Source organism: Thermoanaerobacterales bacterium (assembly GCA_030019475.1).
In the GTDB taxonomy this organism is placed as follows: Bacteria; Bacillota; Desulfotomaculia; order Desulfotomaculales; family JASEER01; genus JASEER01.
Map to the genome: position 1 here is coordinate 1 of JASEER010000034.1, position 24721 is coordinate 24721.

The following is a 24721-nucleotide window of genomic DNA, read 5'->3' on the forward strand; positions in this document are numbered from 1 at the left end:
TACCATCTGGCACACGAGATCATCGCCGCTCGTTACCCGCCCTCGGAGTTCAATGTTTACGCCTTTCATTTTTCTGACGGTGACAACCTGTCCTCGGACAACGAAGCCTGCATTGAAGCCGTCCGGCGCTTGCTTCCGGCGGTAAGCCTGATCGGTTACGGAGAAATCGAAGGTCCGTACTATTACACCAGCACCCTGCGCACGGCCTTCAAGCGCATCCAGGACCCGCGTTTCCTGACCGTTGTGATCCGCGAAAAGGGGGACGTTTACAGGGCGCTGAAGGCCTTTTTCCAGCCGCGGGACTGAGCGGATAAGGCGTTTTGCACCAGGCGATTTCGCCCCTCGATTGAGGGGCTTTTTTATATTTATTATGCCAGGCGGGGGTTATGGTCAAATTGGTATCGGCGGTAAAGTTGAATTCGGCGAACTCGTTTGGTATTATGTGTTTATCATATACAGTATAACGGTATACAAAGTGCACGCCCACGGTACTTCTCGGTGGCAGGCACGTTTTCCGCAGAAAGGAGAGGACTTCGCAATGTACCGTTTCCGCCGGCCCGTGGAGGCCCGGATCATCGACAACCCGAACACCGAAGAACTGCGGGGTATGGCCCGGCATGAGGAGCGGACCACGGTTTACGGGAGCGCCAGCTACGTGTCCCGCGTCCGCAGCCGCAGCGCCAAGTTCACGTATATCGTGGAGGGTGTGGTGCCGCTGGGCGTAGACCAGCGGGGCATCGCCCCCGAGAAAGCGCTGGCCCTTGTCGATAAAGTCTACGCGTACCTGCGCGACAAGGAAGTCATCCGGCTTGACCGGCGGATGGGGCTGCACCCGGATTTCAGCCTACACTGCCGGCTTTTTATTACCCGGCCTTACGCCCGTATCCCCTACCAGTGGCATAACATGCTCTTCCCCCCGGCCGATCCGGAAGGGGAGCCCGACCTGGTGAGCGTTTACGTTCCGGAGTGGCCGGAGAGGATCATTTTCTGTCACCCCACGGAGCGCGTAACGTACATTCTGGGCACCGATTACTTCGGGGAGTGCAAGAAATCCTTCCTGCGCATGGCGATGTTCGTGGCCAAAGAGCGGGGCGGGTTGGGCTTCCACGCGGGCGCGAAGCTGCTACGGGTCTTTGGTACTGACGGAAAGCTCAGGGAGACGGGGTTTATCCTCTTCGGGCTTAGCGGTACGGGGAAGACCACGCTGACGATGCACGACCATGACCTGGCTGCGCCGGAGGGGGTCGCCATCCGGCAGGACGACGTGGTGATGATGAACCCGCAGGGCTACTGCTACGGAACGGAAAACGGGTTCTATATCAAAACCGAGGGTCTCGACCCTTCGCAGGCGGTGCTCTATGACGCTGCCATCAAGCCCCACGCCGTCTTCGAAAACGTTATGGTGCGCGGGGACGGCACGGTCGATTTCGATGACGCGACCCTGACCTCCAACGGGCGGGGGGTCATCCTGCGCCGGGACGTCCGCAGCACGGACGATCGTATCGACCTTGACAAGGCCCACCGCATCGTATTCATCACCCGCCGCAACGACGTAGTGCCGGTGGTGGCGCGCCTTACCGCGGAGCAGGCCGCAGCCTACTTTATGCTCGGCGAGTCCATCGAGACCTCGGCCGGAGATCCGACGAAGGCAGGGCAACCGAAGCGGCAGGTAGGCACCAATCCCTTCATCATCGGCCCGGAGTCCATTGAGGGGAACCGTCTCCTGGAGATCCTGCGGGCGAACCCGGACATCGAATGCTACCTGTTGAATACGGGCAGTATCGGGGCCCGGGACGGCAGCCCGGGGACGAAGATCACGATCAAGGTTTCGACGACGATCATGAAGCAGATCGCCGCCGGCGGTATCCGGTGGCGGCGGGATCCTGACTGGGGCTACGAGGTCCCGGCCGAGGTGCCGGGGATCGATATCAAGCCCTACGACCCCGTGCTCCACTACACCCCCGATGAGTACCGGGAACGGGTGGAGCGGCTGCGGGATGAACGGCGCCGCTGGCTGGCGAAATACCCCGATCTCCTGCCGGAGATCGTATACGCCGTGGAACCGCCGCGGGAAATGCGGAGGGCCGCGGCCGGCCGATAGGCCCGTTGCCCCTACGAACTCTTCTTGAGACGGGCCTTCGCGGCAATCTCCGAGAGGTGTGGGCTGTCGGCGGCGGCACTGCAATGGCCCAGCAGGACGCCGCCCTCTTCGACCGCCAGACGCGCGGCTTGAACGTCGCCCTCGACCCGGCCGGCCGGGCCGATGTGCAGCCGGTTGGTCACGATAGCCTTGCCTTTAAGGGTGCCGGCCACGGTCAGGTTGGCGGCCTCGACCGTGGCGGTCACCTTTCCGCCTTCCCCGATGATAACATCCCCCTCGATGGTGATTTTACCCTCCAACTCACCGTCCACCCGCAGGCATCCCTTGCCGTCCAACTCTCCCTTGATGTGCACGTCTTTGGTGATCAGCGTAAGGCCGTCGGTTTGTCCGCCCTTCCTGCTCTTAAACATTCGGATCAACTCTCCTTAGGGCGTCTTTTTTAGATAGCGCGTCGGGTCAACCGGGCTGCCGCCGGAGAAAACCATAAAATGAAGGTGGGGTCCGGTACTTCGCCCCGAACTGCCGACCCGGCCGATAACCTGCCCGCGTTCGACCCTTTGCCCGGGCTCCACGAGGGCCGTCGAGAGGTGGCAGTACCGGGATTGCAGGCCATAGCCGTGGTTGATGGCGACCGTGCGGCCGTAGCCGGGAAGATACCCCGCCGAGGTCACCACGCCGCTTCCGGCGGCACGGATTGCGGCCCCGTAGTTGCCGGCGATGTCCAGGCCGTCATGAAATTCGCTGCGGCGCCCGAAGGGCGAACGGCGGGTGCCAAAGCCGGAGGAGATTTCACCGCCTAGCGGCCACCCTGAAGGGACGGCGGCCAGATAGGCCAGACGTTTCTTAAGGTCATCTTTGAGAGCGGCAAGATCGGCCTCTTCGGCGTCAAGCCGGTCGTCAAGGGATTCGAAGCGATGCCTGATCTCAGCCAGCGCGGGTTGGCCGTCGCCGGCCGCTAGAGGCGGACGGCTTCCGGAAAGGCCGCGTGACACCTGGGAGCCGCCGTCTTTCGGCGGGGGCAGGCCGACCATCCGCCGTACCTCGGCCTCCAGGCGGTCTATTTCCCTGAGCTTCTGGTCGGTTTCAGATGCCTTTTCACGCAGGCGGGCGATCTCCCCGGCCTGTTCCCGGTTTGCAGCCTCAAGATGGCGCAGGCTCTGGACGCGGCCGCTGAGGGCCTGTCCGTACCAGGCCAGGCAGACGGTGGCGGCCACCAGCCCCAGGAGGCCCAGGGCGGCTCCCCACAGGAACCGCACAGGCACGGCCAACTGGCGGACTTGCCGTCCGCCTTCCGGGATCACGATGACCGTTAGTTTCTCCCTGCCTCGCCGTTTTCGCCGTCCCACCACAGCATCCATCCTAAACAATCTCTGCCGTTCTGATTCTTCGACAGGCGGGGCGGGTTATCCTGCAGGGTGCCATATTATGACATCAATTGGTCTAAAACCGCTTTCATCGTTTACCGCTGCAGAGACGGGCGCTTTCCGGGAAGCGGCGGAGGATGAGCATCAGCCCCGGGCCCAGGACGGCCCCGGCTCCCAGGAGCCCGAAGGCCAGGCCCCAGCCCTGTGTGCCGGGGAAGCTTTCCAGAATGAAGCCGAACGCAGCGGGGGAGAGGGTCGCGGCGCCGTACCCGAGGAATGTCTGCCAGGCCATCACGTGCCCCAGTTTTTCACTGGGGACCAGCTCAGTCAGGCTGGTGGAGAAGATGGGAGAGTCGGCGGCGACGGTGAGGCTGTAAACCACTCCGATGACGGCGATCAACCAGAAGGGGGCGGAGAGCAGCCACCCGAAGACGAAGGAACAGGCCGCGCTGGCGGTGAGGATAACGGCGGCCGTCAGCGACCGTCCGAGGCGGTCGGAGAGCCAGCCGGCGATGATGGTCGAAGTGGCGCTCAGTACCACCGAGAGAGAGGCCAGCAGGGCGCCGCGGGCCGCCGCGCCGGCCGTTTCGCCTCCGGCCGCGGCGACCATGAAAGGCGCCAGCCAGGAGCGCAGGCCGTAAAGTTCCCACATGTGGGCTATATAGGCCCCGATTACGAGAATGACAGGCAGCCGGGCACGGAATGAGAACTGTTCCCGGACGCGGTCCTCCGCCCGGGCCGGGCGCGGCGGCACAGCTGTTATCCCCTCGGGCATGGGGCTACGGATCAGCCATAGGCCGGCAACAAGGGCCAGGCCGCTGACAACGGAGACGGCGAGGTAGGCGCTTTGCCAGGGCACCAGGGCTGCCAGGGCCCCGGTAACGGCGAAGGAAAAGGCCGTGCCGAAAAGGTAGGACGATACATAGAGCCCCACGGCCCGGCCCTTCATCGAGGGCACCATCGAGGCCAGGCGCAGCCCCGGCATGTAGACGCCGCCGAGGCCTGCCCCGGCGAGCGCGCGCAGGATGGTCCCGGTAAGGGGATCGTGGGCCATTGCGGCGAACGCCAGGTGACCGGCGGTACAGACAGCTGCGCCCCCGGCGATAATCCACCGGGCGTCGTAGCGGTCGGTCAGGGGCAGAGCGATGATGGCGGCCAGGATGTATCCGGCCTGAAAGGCGGCGATGACCACACCGGCCTGCCCCGGGCCCATCCCCCAGTCGCGCTGGACCAGAGTGAGTACCGCGGGTAGACTGAACCCGGGGAGCAGGCTCAGGAAGAGGGTTGTGCTCAGGAGAAAAACCAGAAAAGACGCAGAACGGTGATGAGACACGGCACGCCTCCCGGGCATTTCCTCTTCCGTTTCGACAATCCGCAGCCCATTCCTGCCCGCGGGGCCGGTCGTGCCCCTGCCCTCATGCATATATTGGAAGCCGGATACCTTTGGACGTGTGATGGGCTGGATCAGGGAAGTCCATTGACCTAAGCTGATCCCGCCAGCAAGTCTCGTCAATGGATGTCAAATAATCCAGGCGTTAACAGTTAGGCCAGGTTTAGCGGGAATTGAGTACACCCGGGGTATGCGCGCCGGAGTTTATCTCCGGCCTTTTTATAAACAAGTTCCGGCGGGCATTCTCGATTCGCGCCCCGGGGGCACGGTCCTGCCTCCTGCCTGCCGCGCATATAGATTGGCAGTAGGGGGTGCGACCATGATGGAGATGCAGCGCCTGGAGCCGGCCATTGCGCAGATTATGGACGCCGCCTTGCGGCTCGGCCTGGACTTTTTCCCGATGCGCTTTGAAATCTGCCCGGCGGACGTCATCTATACCTTCGGCGCCTACGGCATGCCCACGCGCTTTGCACATTGGTCCTTCGGGAAGGCCTTTCACCGCATCAAGATGGAGTACGACTACAACCTGAGCCGCATTTACGAAATGGTCATTAACACCGACCCGTGTTACGCCTTTCTCCTTGAGGGGAACACCCTCGTTCAGAACAAGCTGGTTATTGCGCACGTCCTGGGCCACAGCGATTTCTTCAAGAACAATGCCTACTTTGCGTTCACGCGACGGGACATGCTGGAGACTATGGCCGCTGCCGCGGCGAGGATCGCGTCCTACGAAGCGCGGTACGGCAGGGAGCGCGTTGAACCCTTTCTTGATGCCGCGCTGGCGATCCAGGAGCATGTCAACCCGCGGCGGATGGTCCGGGAGCCGCCCCCGCCCGAACCGGAGAAGGTTTGTCTTCGCGGTCGGGAAACGCCCTACGACGACCTATGGAACCTGGACCGGCCCCGTGGCGGGAGCGCGAGCGAAGGGGAAGGCCTTGCTCCCGCCTTTAACCGGTTTCCCGTGCAGCCGGAAAAGGACATCCTGGGCTTCATCATGCAACACGCCAGGGACCTCGCGGAGTGGCAGCGGGACATCCTCGGGGTGGTGCGTGATGAGTCGCTTTACTTCTGGCCCCAGCTGGAGACTAAAATCCTCAACGAGGGCTGGGCCACGTACTGGCACCTGCGCATCATGCGCGAGATCGACCTCCCCGAGGGCGAAGCGCTGGAGTTCGCCCGGATGCACGCCGGCCTGATACAGGGTTCGCGCTTCCACATCAATCCCTACCCGCTGGGCCTGCGCCTGCTGGAGCACATCGAGCGCCGTTACGGCCGCGAGGCACTCTTTGAAGTGCGGGCGACGGAGAACGACGTTTCGCTGATCCGCAACCACCTGACAAAGGAGATCGTGGATGATTTAGACCTGTATGTCTACCGCAAAGTGGGCCGCGAATGGCGGGTGGTCGAGAAGACCTGGGAGACGGTGCGGGAGACACTGCTGGAGCACCTGGCCAACGGGGGACACCCCTACATCGTTGTCGAGGACGGGGACTTCAACCACCGCGGTGAGCTCTACCTGCGCCATTCCTACGAGGGAGTGGAACTTGACGTTCCCTACCTGGAAAAGACGCTGCCCCATGCCCACCGGCTCTGGTGCCGGCCGGTGCACCTGGAAACCGTACTGGACGGGAAGAGGGTTGTGTTCTCCTATCACGGCGAACGGGTAGGCAAGAGATTCCTGTAAAAGGCTGGCCGAAGGGCTTGAACGCGGGGCACGGGTTGTATATACTTGAGGGAAAAGAATTTTGGTTTGTTGGGTAAGAGAAGGGGCTGTTCTAAGTGACACTCACGCGCCGCCGCACTGAATTCCTGGCCAAGATCCTGACCCTGTTCCGGGAAATAGGGGAACCGGTACACTACACCATAGTGGCCGATGCCCTCGGCGTGAGCAAGTGGACCGCCTATGACATGCTCAAGGTGCTGGAGAAAGACGGGTTTCTGGAGAGCGCCTATGCCGTAAACAGGGAGGATCGCCTCCCCGGGCGGTCGATGGTCGTCTTCCGGCCCACGGCGCGCGCCTGGCGCTGGCGGGAAGGCGAGGGTGCGGCGAACGGGGGGAACGGCGACTGGTCGGTCGTCCGCCGGAGGCTGCTGCAGTTTCTGGACCAGGTGAAGACCAGCGGTGCGCGGAAAGTAATCGAGGAGTTGCTGGAGGTGATGCCGGCCGTTGAGTGGCCTTTGGCCTTTGGCGCCTATACGATCGTTCTCCTTACCGTGTACCTGGAGTACCTTGGGAGCCGCGGTCTGGCCACGGTGCAGAACGTCCTGCATGCCGCGGCCAGACCGGAAATCGCCCTGGGCCTTTTCGCCGGCACGGCTGTCGGGTCCGCCATCAAGGGAATGAAGGACGGTTTGCACAAGAGGGTGGAGGCCCAGGTCCGGCGGTTTCTGCAGTCCATCGGAGAATACGACGCCCGCGAGGGGAGACTGCTGGTCGGCTTCCTGCGCCAGGCCCTGGAACGGGGTAGGTAAAATTTTTTTGGATATTTTTTGGGTATATTGGGGATCTTGGGGGAAAGGGTCGGCCAGTGCGGCCCAAGGAAGGAGGAAATCATAGTGTCCTGGCAGTCGAGTTTGCTGAACAACCGGATTTCGGCCGAGGTGGTGGAACAGGCGCTCTCCTATGCCGGCAAGGATCCCGAGAACAACATCCCGCGCTTATTCAGCCTGGCCCGCGCCTTCGCCGTCCACGGGGAGCACAGGGAGCAGATCGACCGGGCGGCCGTGGTCTACCGGGAGGACCCGGTCCTCAGAGGCTACATCAACAACCTGGCGGCGAAAACGCACCCCAACCTGAAGAAGCGCCTGGTATTCAACTGGTTCGTGCGGAACATGTTCGCCGGCATTCCCCGGCAGCGCAAGCTTTCGGAGGAACTGGGGTTTAATATCCCCAACCTGATCCTGGTCGACCCCACCAGCGCCTGCAACCTGGCCTGCGAGGGCTGCTGGGCGGGCAAGTATTCCCGGAAGAACTCGATCGCGCCGGAACGGTTGGACCATCTCTTCAGCGAGGCCAAGGAACTAGGTATCTACTGGATCGTCCTGTCGGGCGGGGAGCCCCTGGTCTACCCGCACCTCTTCGACCTGATGGCCAAACATGATGACATGGCCTTCATGGCCTACACCAACGGGACGCTGATCAATGAGCGCGTCGCCGACCGGATCATCGAGGTCGGCAACTTCAGCCCGGCCATCAGCCTGGAGGGCTGGCGTGACCGGACGGACGCCCGCCGCGGGGCCGGGACCTTCGATAGGGTCATGCGGGCCATGGACCTCCTGCGCGAGAGGGGCGCGATCTTCGGCGTCTCGATCACCATCACGCGCCTTAACGTGGAGGAGGTCACGAGTGACGCCTTCATCGATTTCCTGATCGAGAAGGGCGTGACCTACGGCTGGACCTTCCACTACATCCCCATCGGCCGCAACCCGAACGTGGACCTTATGGTGACGCCGGAGCAGCGCGCCTACCTTGCGGAGCGCATCCCCTACATGCGGACGCACAAGCCCATCCTGATCGCCGACTTCTGGAATGACGGGGAACTAACGGGGGGCTGCATCGCCGGCGGGCGCCGTTACTTCCACATCAACGCCGCCGGGGAGGTCGAGCCCTGCGCCTTCGCCCATTTCGCACTGGACAACATCAACGAGAAGAGCCTGAAGGAGGTCCTGGATTCGCCCCTCTTCCGCGCCTACCGGAAGCGGCAGCCCTTCCATGAGAACCTGCTGCGGCCCTGCCCGATCATCGACCGCCCGGACGCCCTGCGGGCGATCGTGGCCGAGTCCGGCGCCCGTCCGACCCACGAAGGGGCGGAGAATGTCCTTCAGGGGACGGTGGCCGCGCACCTGGACCGCCGGGCGGCGGAGTGGGGCGCCGTGGCCGACGGGATCTGGGCGAAGCGGCACGGCGCCTGCCAGGCGACGCCCGCCGGACGGCGCTGACGGCGCCCCTCACGTGGGCCGACCGGGGCTACCGCCTGGGCCGGTTGGTGCTCTCCTTGTTGTTTCGTGCGACGGGGGGCCTGATCGTCAGGGGTGCGGCACGCATCCCGCCCGACGGGCCGTTGATCATCGTTGCCAACCACGCCAGCGTTGTGGATGGGCTCATCCTGGTCGCGGCCTGTCCCCGGCGCATGGTTTCGCTCTCCGCAGCCTATCTTTTTACTCGGCCGGGTGTCGGAGCGCTGCTCCGCTGGTTCGGGGCGATCCCCGTCGAAGGGGGGACGGGGGCGACGGCCGGGATGAAAAGGGCGCTGAGTCACCTGGGAGCCGGCGGGGCGCTGATGGTCTTCCCTGAGGGAGGGGTGGGCCGGCAACCCCGCCCCTTCGCGCCGGGATGGGCCTACCTCGCTCTAAAGGCCGGGGCGGCCGTGCTTCCGGTCGGCATCCGCGGCAGCGGACGCCTGCTTCCTCCGGGGGAATGGCGCCCGCACCGCGCCAGGGTGGAGGTTTGCATCGGCGAACCTCTCAGGTTGTCAAGCATGGCGCGGCCGCCACGGACAGCAATGGCGGCTTTGAATATAATGATGGAGGAGCGGGTGCGTGACCTGTGCGCCGGCAGGCACGGGCCTTCTCCGACTGGACGGTGAAACGGCTGAGATGACAAGACCATGGGTGGGACTGGCCCTGGGAAGCGGTGGCGCCCGGGGATACGCTCACCTGGGAGTTCTGAAGGTTCTTGACGAGGCCGGCGTCCCTGTCAGTATCCTGGCGGGGAGCAGTATGGGCGCCGTCGTAGGTGCGGCCTACGCCGCGGGGTACGGTGTGGCCGAAATGGAAAGGATGGCGCGGAACACGCGCTGGGGGGAACTCCTCCGCCTGGCCGATGTCGCGTTTCCCCGCCGCGGCCTGATTCTCGGCCAACGCCTGGAAGAATACTTCGCCGACCTGCTCGGGGGAAGGACGTTTGCCGAGCTGGAGAAACCGCTCGCGGTAATCGCCTGCGACCTGGCCTGCGGAGACGAGGTTCGGCTGCGCTCGGGGCCGGTGGCCACTGCCCTCCGGGCCAGTACGGCGATACCTGGTATTTTTGCGCCGGTATTCCTGGAAGGCCGTGTTCTGGTCGACGGGTGTGTGGTTAGTCCGGTGCCGTTTTTGGCGGCGCTGGAGATGGGGGCCTCAGTCGTCATTGCCGTGGATGTAGGGGCGGGAAAGAACAGCTCGAGCCTGGCCTGGCGAGCGGGTGTGATGTGCTGCGGTTTGATTTTTCGGGACGCCCGGGACCGTCCGCCGGAGGCGCGGCCGCCGGGTTACCTGAGTATTTTGGGACGTTCGTTGCTGCTGTGCCGGCAGAGGGACGGCCGCCGGGCGGTCCCTCCCCGCAGTGCGGCGGCGGTGTTCTTCATTAAGCCCGGAGTGGAAGGGATACGGTGGTATGAATTCCAGAGGGTCGACGAATGCGTGGCCGCCGGTGAAGAGGCGGGGCGCCGGGTGCTGAGGCAGCTTCAGATGCTGATCGATCGGATAAGCGTGTAGGGAGACAAGCAACGTATGGACTACCGCTGGTGGACGCTGGTGGCCGTGGTCAACGCCCTCGCCTTCGACCTCCTGGACATCACAATCCTCAATGTGGCCATCCCGCACCTGATGGCGGAGTTCGGTGTCGGTATCGGGGACGTTCAGTGGGTGGTCACGACCTACCTCGTCGCCATGGGGGTGGTGATCCCGGCTACCGCCTATCTCGCCGACAATTTCGGGACGAAGAGGATTTTCCTGGCCGGCGTTATCCTGTTCACCCTACCGCCGCCGCTTGCGGTTTGCTCAGCGTCGCCGGTGCATTGGTCCTGCTGGTCACGTATGCCGTCAAAGTCGGACATCAGGCGGACAGCGGGGGGATCAGTTTCATGTACACGGCTAAATATTCTGCAGGAAAGGGCGCTCCGGGGTGGAAATAGTGAGTCCTGGAGGGATTGCCTTTATGAGCCAGGAAGTTGTGATTACGGCGCTGGCCAGGGTGCCGGCTTTTGCCGGGCTGGACGAGACGGTTTTGCAGAGCCTGGCCCGGGCCGGCGGCGTGGTGCAGTTGCCGCCCCGATCCGCCCTTTTTCATGCGGAGGAAAGGGTGGGCCGGGTTTACGTCGTCTTGGCCGGCCAGGTAGGGTTGTTCCGCCGAAGCGGCGACGATGGGCCGGTGGCGGTGGCGGACGCGGGGAGCGTGCTTGGGGCGCGGGCCTTCCTGGACCGTGATTACTGGCCGGCCGGCGGCACGACGCTGTCGCCCGTCATTCTGTTCGCCTTTGACGCGAATCTGCTCGAACAGCTCGACAGCCGGTACGGCCCTCTGGGGATGCTTGTGCGTCAGCGCCTGCGGCGAGCCGACGTCTTAGAAGGATTTAGGGACCGTCAGGCCATGAATCCCACGGCCGCTTTGCCCGAGGAGCTGTACATCAAGCAACACCTCTGCCCGTGCTGCGCCGCCACGGTCCGCTCCTGCGCGGTGCGCTCCCGCCACCTGCGCGTTACCCGGACCGACCCTGACTTCTACCACCATTACGAGGGTCCTAATCCTCTGTTCTACGAGGCGATTGTCTGTGAGGCCTGCGGGTATGCCTTCGATGAAACGGATCACGAACCGCTGAACCCCGCGGCCAGGGCGCTGGCGCGGAAACTCGGCGCCGGTGTACCGCGCGGCGGCTTCGGAGGACCGCGGACGCTGGAGGACGCCGTCAGGGCTTACCGCTTGGTCATGGAATACCAGGAAGCCGTCGCCGCCCGGCCATCCATGCGCGCCAGGACGTGTCTCAAGCTCGCCTGGCTGTACCGTTACGCGGGGGACGAGCCCGCGGAGCGTGAAGCCCTGCGGGCGGCCCTGGGCCATTACCTGGCGGCCTTCGAGCGGGAGCCGACGACCGACGCGAAGCAAGAGATCCGCCTGCTGTACTTGATCGGTGAACTCCACCGCCGCCTGGGGAAGCGGGCGGAGGCCGTGCAGTGGTTCGGCCGGGTGATCGGACACCCGAAGAAGGACGCAAATCCGCAAATCGTCCGCATGGCCCGGGACCAGTGGCAGGAAATCCGCTACCAGTCACGTGGCGGTGAGGAGACCATGCCGGTCCGGGAGCAAGGGTGAGTCCCGGCCGGAAACCATTCGCGTAACGACTTTAGGTTTCGGATGAGGCGCCTTGAATGCCCTTTGGTTTGTTCACCTGTCGTCGGCGACGCCGGTTTACGCGTCTTTGGCGCCGGAACTGCGGGAGGTACTGGTGCGAGAGCTCGGTCTAGACGAACGAAAAGGACACGTCTTTATCCAACGCGCCGGTCCAGGCCTTTCATCCTTCGCGGGACCCGCATTCTATCTTCGCCCGGATCCTGATGTATCCTGGAAGGACAGGTGAAAAGAAGCAACGGCTGTTGAAGCGCCTCGCGGAGATTCTGCACGGACATACCGGTGTAGCCGTGGAGGATATTAGCCTGTGCATCCAGGAGATCCCGCGGGAGGACTGGTTTGGCGGGTTATAGAGGTACCGGGGGAACCGTTGAATGATGGTCGTCACCGGCGAGGTGGATACGGACAACTGAGGCATCGGCGGAGAGCCGGTGACCCGGCGCCGGAGGAACGCACTGCAAGGGGAGCCTTTTCCTGAGAGAACGATAAACACTTGCTTACAGATTTCAAGGCTTTCGAGGACAGGTTCCGCCCCTGCGTGGTAAACACTAGGGGCGGAGGTGTTTTTGGTGCGCCCGATCTGGAAAGGGGCCCTGTCTTTCGGGCTGGTCTACATTCCCGTCAAGCTGTATCCGGCAACCGAGAAAAAGGAGGTCCGTTTCCACTACCTCCACCGGGAATGCCATACGCCTGTCCAGTACCGCCGCTGGTGTCCGGTTTGTGACACAGAGGTTCCGCTGTCTGACATCGTCCGCGGCTACGAGTACGAAAAGGGCCGCTACGTGGTCATCGAGGAGCAAGAGCTGGCCGCGGCGCCGGCGGACGGGGGGCGAAGCGTATCGCTGCTTGATTTCGTGGACCTCGCGGAAATCGACCCGGTATATTATGAAAAGTCCTACTACCTGGTGCCGGCCGAGGGCGGGCAGAAGGCCTATGAACTCCTGCGCGAGGCCATGGCCGAAACCGGGAAGGTGGCCGTGGCGCGGGTCGCCATCCGGACGCGGGAAAGCCTGGCGGTCGTCCGGGTTAAAAACCGTGCGCTGGTGATGAGTACCATGCTGTACCCCGACGAGGTGCGTAACCCCCAACTCCTGCCGGAACTGGACTATCAGGTGCAGCTGCACGACAACGAGCGGAAGATGGCCCAAAGCCTGGTGGAAAGCCTGGCCGCACCCTTCGATCCCGCCCGCTACCCCGACCGGCGCCGGGAAGCGCTGCTGGAGATCATCCGCGCTAAGGTCGCGGGGGAGGCCGTGGTCACTCCGCGGCCGGCGGAGACGGCACGCGTGGTCGATCTGGTGGAGGCTCTCAAGGAGAGCATCGCCCGCGCCAAGGAAGAGCGCAAGCAGGCCGCGGCGCCCAAGGCGCGTAAGGCGCCGGCCCGGAAGCGGAAGGAGGCCGGGGCGTGACCCTGCCGCTTTTGAGGCCGATGCTGGCCGTGGCGGCCGCACCCTTTTCCGGGAGAGAGTGGCTTTTTGAAGTGAAGTGGGACGGGTACCGCTGCCTGTCCTACCTGGAGAGCGACGCCACCGTTCTCCGTTCCCGCAACCTGCTGGACCTGACCCCGCGCTTTCCGGAACTCGGCCGGCTTCATAAACAGGTCCGTCGGCTGCCGGCCATCCTGGACGGGGAGATCATTGTTCCCGTCAACGGGCGGCCCAGCTTCGCCGCCCTCCAGCAGCGCGGACGTGCCGGGGATCCCGCCCGCATCGCCCGCGCCGCGGCAGAGATACCGGCGCTTTTCGTGGCCTTCGACGCCCTTTACCTGGACGGGCGGGATATTACGCGGGAACCCATCGAGGAGCGCAAGGAGTGGCTGGTGGAAGCCGTCGCCGCCGGCCCGGACATTATGGTGCCCGATTTTGTGACCGGCGAGGGAGAGGCCTTTTTCGAGGCCAGCGCCGGGGCGAACCTGGAGGGAATCGTGGGCAAGAGGCTCGGGAGCCCCTATCTGCCCGGGCGGCGGTCGCCCCACTGGCGAAAGATCCGTGCCGTGCGAAACGCCGACCTGGTGATCTGCGGTTGGGAGCCCGGCCAGGGGGCGCGGCGCCTGGGCGCCCTGGTCCTGGGCGCCTACCAACGGGGCCGCCTGGTCTTTCAGGGCAAGGTGGGAACCGGCTTTTCCGCCGCCGAAGAGGCGGCCCTGTTGGAAGCGCTGCACGGGATCGAGGTGCCGGAGGCGACGGTGGATGCGCCGCGGGGCCACCTGCGCCGTCCACGGTGGGTGGCGCCGGTCCTGGTCTGCACGGTCCACTACACGACCCTGACCGGCGACGGCCTCTTGCGGCATCCGAGCTTTAAGGGGTTACGCTGGGACAAGCGCCCGGAGGAATGCGGTCCGGTCGATGAACAGTAACTGCACCCCACCGCCCCCGGCCGATGCCGGAGCAGGATGATCATAACCCGGTTGAAAGGAAACGGGGTGCCCCGAGGACGCGCGAGCCGTAGTCCCTTCCGTCCGCTGGCCACCCCGTTCTCGTCAGCCTGCTATTCCGCCTGGAGCCTTTCGCCGGTGGCCTCCAGAGCCTTTCCCGCCGCGTCGCGCGCGCGCTCCGTGGCGCGCACCGTGGTTTGCGCCGCTTTGCGGGCCGCTTCCATGGTCCGGTCGACGACCTGTTCTCCGGTGGCCGTGGCCCGTTCGGCGGTCTCGGCGGTGGCGTCGGTCGCCTCCTCAAGAGCCTCCTCGCCCCGTTCCACCAGCTTGCGCACCATCTGGCCGCCGATCTTGCCGGCTTCGCGGACGGTCAGTTCGTCCCCCCCGGCGGCGAGGTCGTCGTCAAGGCCCAGTTCGCGCGCGGTTTTCCATTTCAACTGCTCGCGGGCGTTATCTTTTTCAGCCATCGCTTATCACCTCGTTCTTAGAATGAACGAGGGTCGAGAGGTCTATGCCATGGGACGGGAACGCAGTTTTTGCCTGCGCCGATTCCCACCGGGCGGCGGGGGCAGAATAAGGGAAACTCGCCGGAGGAGGGCCGGGTGATGCCACGGGTATTGGTGGATGAAGTCGAATTGGAACTGACAAACTTGGAGAAAATCTACTGGCCGGCCGACGGCTACACCAAGGGCGATCTCCTTTCGTACTACCGGGAAGTGGGCCCGGCGGCGGTCAACTATCTGGCCGGGCGCCCGGCGGTGATGAACCGTTTCCCCGATGGCATATCGGGTGAGAACTTCTACCAGAAAGACTGCCCGCCGCACGCGCCCGAATGGGTCAGAACGGCGGCCGTGGAGCACGAGGAAAAAACGGTCCGTTACGTGGTGCACGGCGACCTGGCAACCCTCTTATGGGTGGCCAATCTGGGGGCCATCGAGATGCACGCCTGGCTCTCCCGGGTGCCCGACCTGATGCGGCCCGATATCGCGGTCATCGACCTTGATCCGGCGGAAGGCGCAACCTTCGCCCAGGTGATCGAGGTGGCGAAGCTGGCGCGCGTCGCCCTGGGCGAGTTCGGCCTGGATGGTTTCCCCAAGACTTCCGGCGCCACCGGCCTTCACCTGTTCGTTCCCGTGGAGCCCCGCCACAGCTTTACCGAAGTGACGCGGGCGATGAAGGTGGTGGCGGAACTCATCGTGCAGGCCTGTCCCTTCGCCACCGTTGAGCGTCTGGTGGAGCGCCGCCGGGGCAAAGTGTATGTGGATTACCTGCAGAACACCTTCGGCAAGAGCATGGCCTTCCCCTACAGTGTCAGGCCCCGTCCGGGGGCGCCGGTGTCGGCCCCTCTTTCCTGGGATGAACTCGAGGAGCCGGACTGGCGTCCCGGCGACCTAAACATCCGCACCATACCGGAACGGCTGGCGAAAAAGGGTGACCTGTACGAAGGCTTCTTCGCCCGCCGCGGCACCTTGGAAGACATCTTGGCGCTGGCTTAGGGAGGAATTTTAATGCTCCCAGGCAGGAATTGACAGCACGGTCCCGAAAAAGCAGCAGGAAAAAGGGTTCCCGGGAGAGGGAGAGTGAGCGGTTCTGGACGATCGGATGTACTGGCTGGCCTGGGCCGTGCTGTTTCCGGCCGGCGGGCGGCGCCTGCTGGAGGCCATGGAGCGGTTCGGATCGCCGCGGCGGGCGTGGGAAGCTCCGGCCGCGGCTTTCGACTTCTGGACGCCGGGTCCGCGCGGCGATCCACGGGAAATCCTCAAGCATCGTGCTACGGTCGATCCCGTGCGGGAGGCGGGGCGTCTGGCGGAGCTGGAAGTAAAAATGGTGACCTGGGACGACGCCGATTACCCCGCCCGCCTGCGGGAAATCTATGACCCGCCGGCCGTATTCTTTTACCGGGGAACGCTTGGGCAGGACGACGATGTGACCGTGGCCGTCGTGGGGTCCCGCCGCTGCACGCATTACGGGCGGATGGTGGCCGAGGAACTGGGCGCCGGCCTGGCAAGGGCCGGGCTGACGGTGGTCAGCGGGATGGCCCGCGGGATCGATACCGCCGCGCACCGGGGGGCCCTCGAAGCCGGGGGCCGCACGGTGGCCGTTCTGGGCACGGGTTTAGACATATGTTACCCGCGGGAAAATAGTAAGCTGATGCGGGAGATAGCCGCCTCCGGGGCGGTCGTCAGCGAGTTCCCGCTGGGATCGCCCCCTGAGCCCTGGCACTTCCCGGTGCGCAACCGGATCATCTCGGGCCTGTCCCGCGGGGTGGTTGTCGTGGAGGCGGCGGCGCGCAGCGGGGCGCTGATCACGGCCGAGCTGGCGCTGGAGCAGGGGCGGGACGTCATGGCGGTGCCCGGGAACGTTACGAGCCTGAGCAGCCAGGGGGCGAACCGGCTCATTAAGCAGGGCGCGCGGCTGGCCGAGGGCGTGGAGGACATCCTCGATGAGCTGGGCCTGGCATCCCTCTTCGCCGGCGACGCGGGGTCGAAGGCGGTCCCAAGCCTGACACCGCTGGAACAGGCCCTGCTGCGGCGATTGAAAGAGGAAGGCGGGCCGGTGGGCGAGGACACCCTGCTGGGCGAATGCGGGGCGGCAACGCCCGAGGCCAAGGCCGCCCTGACCTTCCTGGAGCTAAAGGGACTTGTGCGACGCCTGCCCGGACGGTTATACTGTTCACTATCCCGGTAGGGATGTTTACCGCCGGGGGCACGACCCCCAGGACGATATTGCGGTTCAAGTAAAGAGGTGGATTGATTGGCTGAAAAGACGCTGGTCATCGTTGAGTCTCCGGCCAAGGCCAAGACCTTGAGCAAGTTCTTGGGCAAGAAATACCGGGTCCTGGCCTCCATGGGACACGTGCGTGACCTGCCGCGCAGCCAGTTCGGTGTCGACGTGGAAAAGGGCTTCGAACCCAAGTATATTACCATTCGCGGCAAGGGGGAAACGATCTCCGAGCTTCGCGCGGCCAGCAAGAAGGCTGCCGGGGTGCTTCTGGCTTCGGACCCGGACCGCGAGGGGGAGGCCATCGCCTGGCACCTGGCGCATCTCCTGAAACTGGACGAAGACGCCCCCTGCCGGGTGGAGTTCAACGAGATCACGCGCCAGGCGGTCCTGGATGCGCTGAAAAGTCCCCGGCGCATCGACGACCGGCGGGTCGACGCCCAGCAGGCGCGGCGCATCCTTGACCGGCTGGTGGGCTACAACCTGAGCCCGCTGCTCTGGCGCAAGGTACGCAAGGGCCTCTCCGCCGGGCGGGTGCAATCGGTCGCCGTCTACCTGATCGTGGAACGGGAAAAGGAAATCGAGGCCTTTGTCCCCGAGGAGTACTGGACCCTTACCCTGTCCCTCTCCAAGGCCGGGGCGGGCAAGGTCGAGGCCCGGCTGGTAAAACGCGCGGGGGAGAAGATCACCGTCGGCACGCGGGAGGAGATGGACCGGGTCCTCGCCGAGCTGGACGGCGCACAGTACACCGTGAAGGACGTTATACGCCGGGAAAAGGCCAAGCATCCCCTGCCCCCCTTCACGACCAGCACCCTGCAGCAGGAGGCCTCGCGGCGGCTGAACTTCTCGACCCGCCGCACCATGCTGGTTGCGCAGCAACTTTATGAAGGCCTGGACCTCGGTAAGGAGGGCGCGACCGGCCTGGTGACGTATATCCGCACCGATTCCGCGCGGGTCGCGGCGACGGCGCAGGACGAGGCGGCCCGGTTCATCAAGGAGTATTACGGCCCGGAGTACCTGCCGCAGGAAAGGCGGGTTTACGGGGCCAAGGGCAAGGTCCAGGACGCCCACGAGGCCATCCGGCCGACATCCGTCGCCCGGCGTCCCGCGATGGTGCGCCCGTACCTGACCCCCGACCAATTCAAGCTCTACGACCTCATCTGGTCGCGCTTTGTCGCCAGCCAAATGGCTCCGGCGATCATTGACACGACGCGGGTCGACATCGCCGCCGGTGAGTATACCTTCCGCGCCACCGGGGCGATTATCAAGTTCCCCGGCTTCACGAAGGTTTACGCGGCGGACCAGGATGAAGATGAGGAAGGGCGTGTCTTGCCGCCGCTGGAACAGGGGGATGTCCTGAAACTCCTCCGCCGCACGCCCAAGCAGCATTTCACCCAGCCTCCGCCGCGCTACACGGAGGCCACCCTTGTCAAGACACTGGAGGAGAAGGGGATCGGACGCCCGAGCACCTACGCCCCGGTGGTGGAGACCATCCAGAAGCGCGGCTACGTGGTCAAGAAGGGTAAGAACCTCTACCCCACCGAGCTGGGCCGCAAGGTGCTGGATTTGCTCAAGGAGTATTTTCCGGATGTGATCAATGTCGAGTTTACGGCCGAGATGGAGGATAACCTGGACCGCATCGCGGAGGGGGAGTTGCCCTGGCGGCAGGTGCTGGACGACTTCTACCGGAGTTTCAGGGAAGAGGTCAGCCGGGCGGAGGACGAAATCGGGCGGATTTCCTTCCAGGAGGAGCAACCCGAAGTTACGGACGAAATCTGCGAGTTCTGCGGCCGGAATATGGTCATCAAGACCGGGCGCTACGGCCGTTTCCTCGCCTGCCCCGGGTTCCCGGAATGCAGAAACGCCCGGCCTCTCCTGGAGGAGACCGGCCATAACTGTCCCAAGTGCGGCGGGAAGATCGTTATACGCCACACGCGCCGGGGCAGGGTTTTTTACGGTTGCGCGGCATATCCGGCCTGTGACTTCGTGACCTGGGACCCGCCGGTCCAGGAGAAATGCCCGGAGTGCGGCACCTTCCTGGTTAAGAAGCAAGGCAAGCGGGGAACGGCCTACCACTGCGCCAACCCGGTCTGCAGCCACCGGGAGAAGCGCTCCGAGGTGCACTAGACAGTGGCGGAACGCCCGGTAATCATCGTTGGAGCCGGCCTGGCCGGTTCCGAGGCGGCCTGGCAGGCGGTCCGGCGGGGAGCCCCGGTGACCTTGTATGAAATGCGGCCGCGGAAGATGACTCCCGCCCATCGCACCCCGGACTTTGCCGAACTGGTCTGCTCCAACTCCCTGCGTGCGGCGGCACTGACCAACGCCGTCGGGCTCCTGAAGGAGGAGATGCGGCGCCTGGATTCCCTCATCATGCGCGCCGCCGACGCCACCAGTGTTCCGGCCGGCGGGGCTTTGGCCGTCGACCGCGATCTTTTCGCGCAGCATGTCACCGCCGCCCTGGAGAACGAACCCCTGGTCAACATCATCCGGGAGGAAGTCTTGCGGGTGCCCCCGGACGGGCCCGCGGTCGTGGCCACGGGGCCGTTGACGGCGGGGGATCTGGCGGAGGACATCCGCCGCCTGACCGGCACCGACAACTTCTACTTCTATGATGCCGTGGCCCCGATTGTGACCCTCGAATCGGTGGACATGACCCGGGCCTTCTGGTCGTCCCGTTACGGGAAAGGGGAACCGTCCTACCTTAACTGCCCTATGGACGAGCAGGAGTATGACCGTTTCTGGCGGGCCCTGGTCGGCGCCGAGCGGGTTCCGCTCAAGGAATTCGAACGGGAGGTCCACTTCGAGGGGTGCATGCCCATCGAAGTGCTGGCCGCGCGGGGGCGGGAAACGCTCCTTTTCGGCCCTTTGAAGCCCGTGGGCCTGACCGACCCGCGGACCGGCAGGCGGCCCTTCGCCGTGGTGCAGCTCCGCCAGGACAACCGGGATGGCACCCTTTTCAACCTGGTCGGCTTCCAGACCAACCTGCGCTGGGGCGAGCAGAAGAGGGTGTTCTCCTTGATCCCGGGCCTGGAAAACGCCGAGTTCGTGCGCTACGGGGTTATGCACCGCAACACCTACTTGAACGCGCCCCTGGTTCTGGAACCGACCCTGGCCTGCAAGAAACGGCCCGACCTCTTCTTCGCCGGCCAGATCACGGGCGTGGAGGGTTATGTCGAGTCCGCTGCCGCGGGCCTGGTCGCCGGGATCAACGCCGCCCGTATCGCCCGGGGGCTGGCGCCGCTTGTTTTCCCCAGGGAGACCGCACACGGGGCGCTGATCAACTACACCGTCACCGCCGATCCCCGCTGGTTTGCGCCGATGAACGTGACCTTCGGCCTCTTCCCGCCGCTTGAACGGCGGGTGCGCGACAAAAAGGCGCGCTGCGAGGCCTACGCCGCGCGGGCCCTGGACCGGCTTGAGGCGTGGCGCGCCGAGGTGGGTGACCTGTAACGTGTATCACCTGATAGACGCCTTCATCTATTATTTGCGCGTCGAGCGCAACGCTTCACCGCGTACCCTCAGGGCCTATGAACGCGATCTTTTCACCGGCCTGGATTATTTTGCGCGGGCGCTCGGGAAGGTTGACAACAGGGTGGCCCCGCAGGATATCGATCACCGGCTCTTTCGCCAGTACCTTGGCCACCTGGCGCGCTCCCGGCTGGCGAAGTCGAGCATCGCCCGGAAAGTGGCGGCGTGGCGGTCCTTCTTCCGCTACCTCTGCCGGGATGACGTGCTGGTGAGCAATCCGCTGGCGCGCGTGGCGGCGCCCAAACAGCCCCGGCGGTTGCCCCGGGTGCTCCGCCCGGAGGAGGTGAAGGCCCTCATCGAGGTGCCGGGGGACGGTCCCCTGAACCTGCGCGACCGGGCACTGCTGGAAACCCTGTACGGGGCGGGAGTTCGCGTCGGGGAACTGGTCGGATTAAACCTGCCAGACCTGGACCTGGAGGCCGCCTTTCTCCGCGTCCGGGGCAAGGGCGACAAGGACCGGTTGGCCCCTATAGGGAGCGCGGCGGTAAACGCCATCCGCGCATACCTGCACCTGGGCCGGCCCAGGCTGGCCGCCGCCGGGGAAACGGCCGAGAGCGAGGCACCCCAGGCGCCCCTCTTTCTTAACCGGAACGGCGGGCGGCTGAGCGACCGGGGGGTGCGGAAGGTCCTTGACCGCCACATTGAACGGGTGGCCCAGGACCGGCAGGTCAGCCCCCACACCCTGCGCCACTGTTTTGCCACCCACCTGCTGGAGAACGGGGCGGACCTGAGGGTGGTGCAGGAACTCCTTGGGCATGCGCGGCTGTCCACCACGCAGGTGTACACGCGCGTCACGGCTGAAAGGCTGAAGGAAGTCTACCACCGGGCCCACCCGCGGGGGTAAGGCTGCCCTCTAGCGCACCAGGACTGCCCGAAGAGAGTGGTTGAGTGCTGGGCGACGCGGAGCACCGGAAAGCGGAAGGGAAAGCCCCCTGCCTCTTAGACACTGGGTCAGTCATACAGTTATACTAAGAGAAGGTGATCAATCTTGGACATCCACGGCACGACGGTTATAGCTGTGAAGAAGAACGGCCGCGTCGCCCTGGCCGGCGACGGCCAGGTGGGCCTGGGCCAGCAAATGATCATCAAGAGCAAGGCGAAGAAAATCCGCCGCCTGTACCAGGACCGCATCCTGGCGGGGTTCGCGGGCGGTGTGGCCGATGCCTTTGCCCTTTTCGAGCGCTTCGAAACCAAGCTGGAGGAAACCCGCGGCAATCTCCCCCGGGCGGCGGTGCAACTGGCCAAGGAGTGGCGCACGGACAAGTACCTCCGCCGGCTGGAAGCGATGCTGCTGGTCGCGGATAACGAAAACGTACTGCTGGTTTCGGGGAACGGCGAGGTTATCGAGCCCGACGACGGCATTGCGGCCATCGGTTCGGGCGGAGGGTTCGCCCTGGCCGCGGCGCGGGCCCTGGCGCGGCATACTGATCTGGACGCCGCCGAGATCGCCCGGCGCGCCCTGGAAATGGCGGCCGAGATCTGCGTCTTTACGAACAATCACATCTCCGTTGAGGAACTGTAAGAGGTTTCGCGGGGGCCGGGGGTTTCTGTGAGGGGCGAGACCTCTGACCCCCGAGGTTTCTAATACAGGGGGGAGCAGAATTGGAACTTGCGCCGCGGCAAATCGTCGCCGAACTGGACCGCTACATCGTGGGCCAGGAAAAAGCCAAGCGGGCGGTGGCCGTCGCCCTCCGCAACCGCTACCGCCGCGCCCGCCTTCCCGAGGAACTGCGGGATGAGGTCGTGCCGAAGAACATCCTCATGATCGGGCCGACCGGCGTGGGCAAGACCGAAATCGCCCGCCGCCTGGCGCGGCTGGTTAAGGCCCCCTTCGTGAAGGTGGAAGCCACCAAGTTCACGGAGGTCGGCTACGTGGGCCGGGACGTCGAGGGCATGGTCCGGGACCTGGTGGAGACATCCATCCGTATGGTGCGCGCCGAGAAGCTGCAGGAGGTCGAGGAGCGGGCGATGCGGCTGGCCGAGGAGCGGATCATTGAGATCATGGCCCCCGGTCCGCGGGCCGAGACCGGCGTCCGCAACCCGCTGGAGATGCTTTTCGGGGGCGGGCGGACGGGCGGGACCGACGACGCCCAAAACCGCGAGTATACAAGGCGGCTGCAGTTCGAACGCGAGACCCTGCGCCAGAAGCTGGCCCGCGGCGAGCTGGAGCAGGAGTATATCGAAATCGAGGTCGAGGACACCGGCCCCTCCATGCTCGAGATTTTCTCCGGCCAGGGCGGGGAGGAGATGGGTATCAACCTCCAGGATATGCTGGGGCAGTTCCTGCCGCGCCGGCGTAAGCGGCGCCGGGTCACCGTGGCCGAGGCGCGGAAGATCTTAACCCAGCAGGAGGCCCAGAAGCTGATTGATACCGACGAGGTCAATGCGGAGGGGATCCGGCGCGCCGAGGAGGAAGGGATCATCTTCCTGGACGAGCTGGACAAAATCGCCGGGCGCGAAGCGGCGGGGACCGGCCCCGACGTCTCCCGCGGCGGGGTGCAGCGCGACATCCTGCCTATCGTCGAGGGTTCCACGGTCATTACCAAGTACGGGCCGGTCAAGACCGACCACATGCTTTTCATTGCCGCCGGCGCCTTCCACGTCTCCAAGCCTTCGGACCTGATTCCGGAACTGCAGGGCCGCTTCCCGATCAGGGTGGAATTGACCCCTCTCGGCGAGGAAGAGTTCCTCAAAATCCTGGTCGAACCGCAAAATGCACTAATCAGGCAGTATAAGGAGCTATTGGCCACGGAGGGCCTTAAGGTGGAATTTTCAAAAGATTCACTTGTCGAAATTGCGAAAACCGCGTATACTGTAAACGAACAAACGGAGAATATCGGCGCGCGGCGGCTGCATACGGTTCTGGAGAAGCTCCTGGAGGACCTTTCCTTCGAAGCCCCGGAACTTGCCGGACAGGTGGTGACGATCGACGAGCACTATGTCCGTTCCCGACTCGCGGAAATCGTGCGCCACGAAGATTTAAGCCGCTATATTTTATAGCGGCCGCCTTTGTGAAAGAGGGGATGCACGGTGGGCACGCTGCTGGAGAAATCCCGGGCGATCAACCGGCTTCTGCAAAAATCGGCCGGCTACCCCGTGAACTTCGATGAAGTGGCCAAGGTGCTCGGAGAAAACCTGGAATCCAACGTTTACATCGCCGACAGCGCCGGCCGGATCCTGGGAGTCCGGTTTATGCCCGAGTTTGCCTGCCGGACCACCGAGGAAATAGTGAACAAGGCTACTTTTCCGAAGGAGTATAACGACTGGCTTTTGCAGATTGACATGACTTATGCTAATTTTTGCCAGCCCACCAACGCCTGCGTGTTTAATACCGAACAGCAGTGCCATTACCGCGGCAAGGTGACCACCGTGGTGCCCATCGTGGGTGCCGGCAAGCGCCTGGGGACCCTGGTACTGGCCAGGTTCGAACGGGAATTCACCGAGGAAGACCTTGTCCTGGCCGAGAACGGGGCGACGGTGGTCGGCATGGAGATGCTCCGCAGCCAGGTGGAACAGATGGAGGAAGAGGCCCGTAAGCGGGCGGCCGTGCAAATAGCCCTCGGCACCCTGTCGTACTCCGAGCTGGATGCCGTACGGCATATCTTCGAACAGCTGAACGGGGACGAGGGGCTTCTGGTGGCATCCAAGATCGCCGACCGGGTCGGAATCACCCGTTCGGTTATCGTCAACGCCCTGCGCAAGTTTGAAAGCGCAGGGGTCATCGAGTCCAAATCACTGGGTATGAAAGGCACCTACATCCGGGTGCGGAACGACTACCTTTTGAAAGAACTCGCCCGCCTTGGCGGGAAGTAAAGGGTGTCCAGGCTTCGCAGGGTTACTCAAGCGAGAGCTGATGTGATCCCCTAAAGTCCTGTCGATTTTTACGGCGGGTACTTGTAGTTTGTGCCATTTCCGTGGTAGAATACTACCCGGTGTTATCACCATCACACACGTCGCCGGATCCCGGCCGGGGTGCCCTTAGGGGCCCGGACGGGGAGTGAAGGCGGCGGAGGCTTAAAACCATGCGGAAGGAGGTGGACAAGTGGCTATCGTTTCAATGAAGCAACTGCTTGAAGCCGGGGTGCATTTTGGCCACCAGACGCGGCGGTGGAATCCCACAATGGCCCCTTATATTTTCACG

General features: G+C 64.3%; 23 protein-coding genes and 1 pseudogene. 20 read left to right on the forward strand and 4 right to left on the reverse strand.

The window, feature by feature from the left end; genetic code table 11:
- Together QMC81_09070 and QMC81_09075 are read left to right on the forward strand one after the other, a co-directional pair.
- Nucleotides 1–306, forward strand: a 306-nt coding sequence (locus tag QMC81_09070) for a DUF444 family protein (protein ID MDI6907618.1), incomplete at its 5' end; no start/stop codon positions are given.
- Between the two features lie 232 nt (nt 307–538).
- Nucleotides 539–2101: a phosphoenolpyruvate carboxykinase (ATP) gene (locus QMC81_09075; protein MDI6907619.1), complete on the forward strand. Its 1563-nt coding sequence runs from the start codon at nt 539–541 to the stop codon at nt 2099–2101.
- Between the two features lie 11 nt (nt 2102–2112).
- Here the strand turns inward: QMC81_09075 and QMC81_09080 are convergent, their stop codons facing one another.
- The 3 genes from QMC81_09080 to QMC81_09090 all read right to left on the reverse strand — a co-directional run bounded on the left by QMC81_09080 (nt 2113) and on the right by QMC81_09090 (nt 4798).
- Nucleotides 2113–2511: a polymer-forming cytoskeletal protein gene (locus tag QMC81_09080; protein MDI6907620.1), complete on the reverse strand. Its 399-nt coding sequence runs from the start codon at nt 2509–2511 to the stop codon at nt 2113–2115.
- A 15-nt stretch (nt 2512–2526) separates the two neighbouring features.
- Nucleotides 2527–3447 (reverse strand): peptidoglycan DD-metalloendopeptidase family protein, encoded by a 921-nt coding sequence (locus QMC81_09085; protein MDI6907621.1) that lies wholly within the window; start codon nt 3445–3447, stop codon nt 2527–2529.
- A gap of 106 nt (nt 3448–3553) precedes the next feature.
- Nucleotides 3554–4798 (reverse strand): MFS transporter, encoded by a 1245-nt coding sequence (locus QMC81_09090; GenBank protein MDI6907622.1) that lies wholly within the window; start codon nt 4796–4798, stop codon nt 3554–3556.
- 376 nt (nt 4799–5174) lie between these two features.
- On the opposite strand from QMC81_09090, the gene QMC81_09095 reads away from it, so the two are divergent.
- The 9 genes and pseudogenes from QMC81_09095 to ligD (QMC81_09135) all read left to right on the forward strand — a co-directional run bounded on the left by QMC81_09095 (nt 5175) and on the right by ligD (QMC81_09135) (nt 14313).
- Nucleotides 5175–6539, forward strand: a complete 1365-nt coding sequence (locus QMC81_09095) for a SpoVR family protein (protein ID MDI6907623.1) — start codon at nt 5175–5177, stop codon at nt 6537–6539.
- Between the two features lie 95 nt (nt 6540–6634).
- Nucleotides 6635–7327: a FaeA/PapI family transcriptional regulator gene (locus QMC81_09100; GenBank protein ID MDI6907624.1), complete on the forward strand. Its 693-nt coding sequence runs from the start codon at nt 6635–6637 to the stop codon at nt 7325–7327.
- An 84-nt stretch (nt 7328–7411) separates the two neighbouring features.
- On the forward strand, nt 7412–8794 hold the full coding sequence (locus QMC81_09105; protein MDI6907625.1) for a radical SAM protein: 1383 nt from the start codon (nt 7412–7414) through the stop codon (nt 8792–8794).
- Nucleotides 8719–9441, forward strand: a complete 723-nt coding sequence (locus QMC81_09110; GenBank protein ID MDI6907626.1) for a lysophospholipid acyltransferase family protein — start codon at nt 8719–8721, stop codon at nt 9439–9441. The genes QMC81_09105 and QMC81_09110 overlap by 76 nt, the downstream gene beginning before the upstream one ends.
- 10 nt (nt 9442–9451) lie before the next feature.
- A complete protein-coding gene (locus QMC81_09115) occupies nt 9452–10327 on the forward strand; it encodes a patatin-like phospholipase family protein (protein MDI6907627.1) in 876 nt (291 codons plus the stop codon).
- Between the two features lie 442 nt (nt 10328–10769).
- Nucleotides 10770–11921, forward strand: coding sequence for a DUF2225 domain-containing protein (locus QMC81_09120; protein MDI6907628.1), 1152 nt, complete (start codon nt 10770–10772; stop codon nt 11919–11921).
- Nucleotides 11922–12139: 218 nt separating this feature from the next.
- Nucleotides 12140–12310 (forward strand): annotated as a pseudogene (locus tag QMC81_09125) (tautomerase family protein).
- 216 nt (nt 12311–12526) lie between these two features.
- Nucleotides 12527–13366: a Ku protein gene (locus tag QMC81_09130; GenBank protein ID MDI6907629.1), complete on the forward strand. Its 840-nt coding sequence runs from the start codon at nt 12527–12529 to the stop codon at nt 13364–13366.
- Nucleotides 13363–14313, forward strand: a complete 951-nt coding sequence (ligD, locus tag QMC81_09135; GenBank protein ID MDI6907630.1) for a non-homologous end-joining DNA ligase — start codon at nt 13363–13365, stop codon at nt 14311–14313. Before QMC81_09130 ends, ligD (QMC81_09135) begins: the two co-directional genes overlap by 4 nt.
- A 131-nt stretch (nt 14314–14444) precedes the next feature.
- Here ligD (QMC81_09135) and QMC81_09140 read toward each other — a convergent pair whose 3' ends face one another.
- Nucleotides 14445–14798 (reverse strand): alpha/beta-type small acid-soluble spore protein, encoded by a 354-nt coding sequence (locus QMC81_09140; protein MDI6907631.1) that lies wholly within the window; start codon nt 14796–14798, stop codon nt 14445–14447.
- A gap of 138 nt (nt 14799–14936) precedes the next feature.
- Between QMC81_09140 and ligD (QMC81_09145) the strand changes: the two genes are divergently transcribed.
- The 9 genes from ligD (QMC81_09145) to QMC81_09185 all read left to right on the forward strand — a co-directional run.
- The gene (gene ligD / locus QMC81_09145; GenBank protein ID MDI6907632.1) at nt 14937–15827 is read left to right on the forward strand and encodes a non-homologous end-joining DNA ligase; all 891 of its coding nucleotides are present in this window, start codon (nt 14937–14939) and stop codon (nt 15825–15827) included.
- Nucleotides 15828–15933: 106 nt separating this feature from the next.
- Nucleotides 15934–17019, forward strand: coding sequence for a DNA-processing protein DprA (dprA, locus tag QMC81_09150; GenBank protein ID MDI6907633.1), 1086 nt, complete (start codon nt 15934–15936; stop codon nt 17017–17019).
- A 66-nt stretch (nt 17020–17085) separates the two neighbouring features.
- Nucleotides 17086–19179 carry a type I DNA topoisomerase gene (gene topA, locus QMC81_09155; protein ID MDI6907634.1) on the forward strand — a complete coding sequence of 698 codons (2094 nt, stop codon included), beginning with the start codon at nt 17086–17088 and terminating at the stop codon, nt 19177–19179.
- Nucleotides 19180–19182: 3 nt separating this feature from the next.
- The gene (gene trmFO, locus QMC81_09160) at nt 19183–20502 is read left to right on the forward strand and encodes an FADH(2)-oxidizing methylenetetrahydrofolate--tRNA-(uracil(54)-C(5))-methyltransferase TrmFO (protein MDI6907635.1); all 1320 of its coding nucleotides are present in this window, start codon (nt 19183–19185) and stop codon (nt 20500–20502) included.
- 1 nt (nt 20503) lies between these two features.
- Nucleotides 20504–21424, forward strand: coding sequence for a tyrosine recombinase XerC (locus QMC81_09165; GenBank protein ID MDI6907636.1), 921 nt, complete (start codon nt 20504–20506; stop codon nt 21422–21424).
- 144 nt (nt 21425–21568) lie between these two features.
- Nucleotides 21569–22102: an ATP-dependent protease subunit HslV gene (gene hslV / locus QMC81_09170; protein ID MDI6907637.1), complete on the forward strand. Its 534-nt coding sequence runs from the start codon at nt 21569–21571 to the stop codon at nt 22100–22102.
- An 80-nt stretch (nt 22103–22182) separates the two neighbouring features.
- Complete coding sequence (gene hslU / locus QMC81_09175; GenBank protein MDI6907638.1) at nt 22183–23580, forward strand: ATP-dependent protease ATPase subunit HslU; 1398 nt, start codon at nt 22183–22185, stop codon at nt 23578–23580.
- 30 nt (nt 23581–23610) lie between these two features.
- Nucleotides 23611–24393, forward strand: coding sequence for a GTP-sensing pleiotropic transcriptional regulator CodY (codY, locus tag QMC81_09180; GenBank protein ID MDI6907639.1), 783 nt, complete (start codon nt 23611–23613; stop codon nt 24391–24393).
- 229 nt (nt 24394–24622) lie between these two features.
- Nucleotides 24623–24721 (forward strand): 30S ribosomal protein S2 (locus tag QMC81_09185; GenBank protein ID MDI6907640.1); only part of this gene is annotated, 99 nt, incomplete at its 3' end.

Bases quoted from the DNA above. Each gene is read 5' to 3' on its own strand.
- QMC81_09140 (MDI6907631.1), bottom strand. From the start codon at position 14,798: ATGGCTGAAAAAGATAACGCCCGCGAGCAGTTGAAATGGAAAACCGCG.
- ligD (MDI6907632.1), top strand. From the start codon at position 14,937: ATGCCACGGGTATTGGTGGATGAAGTCGAATTGGAACTGACAAACTTG.
- QMC81_09095 (MDI6907623.1), top strand. From the start codon at position 5,175: ATGATGGAGATGCAGCGCCTGGAGCCGGCCATTGCGCAGATTATGGAC.
- dprA (MDI6907633.1), top strand. From the start codon at position 15,934: ATGTACTGGCTGGCCTGGGCCGTGCTGTTTCCGGCCGGCGGGCGGCGC.
- QMC81_09120 (MDI6907628.1), top strand. From the start codon at position 10,770: ATGAGCCAGGAAGTTGTGATTACGGCGCTGGCCAGGGTGCCGGCTTTT.
- QMC81_09075 (MDI6907619.1), top strand. From the start codon at position 539: ATGTACCGTTTCCGCCGGCCCGTGGAGGCCCGGATCATCGACAACCCG.
- QMC81_09115 (MDI6907627.1), top strand. From the start codon at position 9,452: ATGACAAGACCATGGGTGGGACTGGCCCTGGGAAGCGGTGGCGCCCGG.
- QMC81_09080 (MDI6907620.1), bottom strand. From the start codon at position 2,511: ATGTTTAAGAGCAGGAAGGGCGGACAAACCGACGGCCTTACGCTGATC.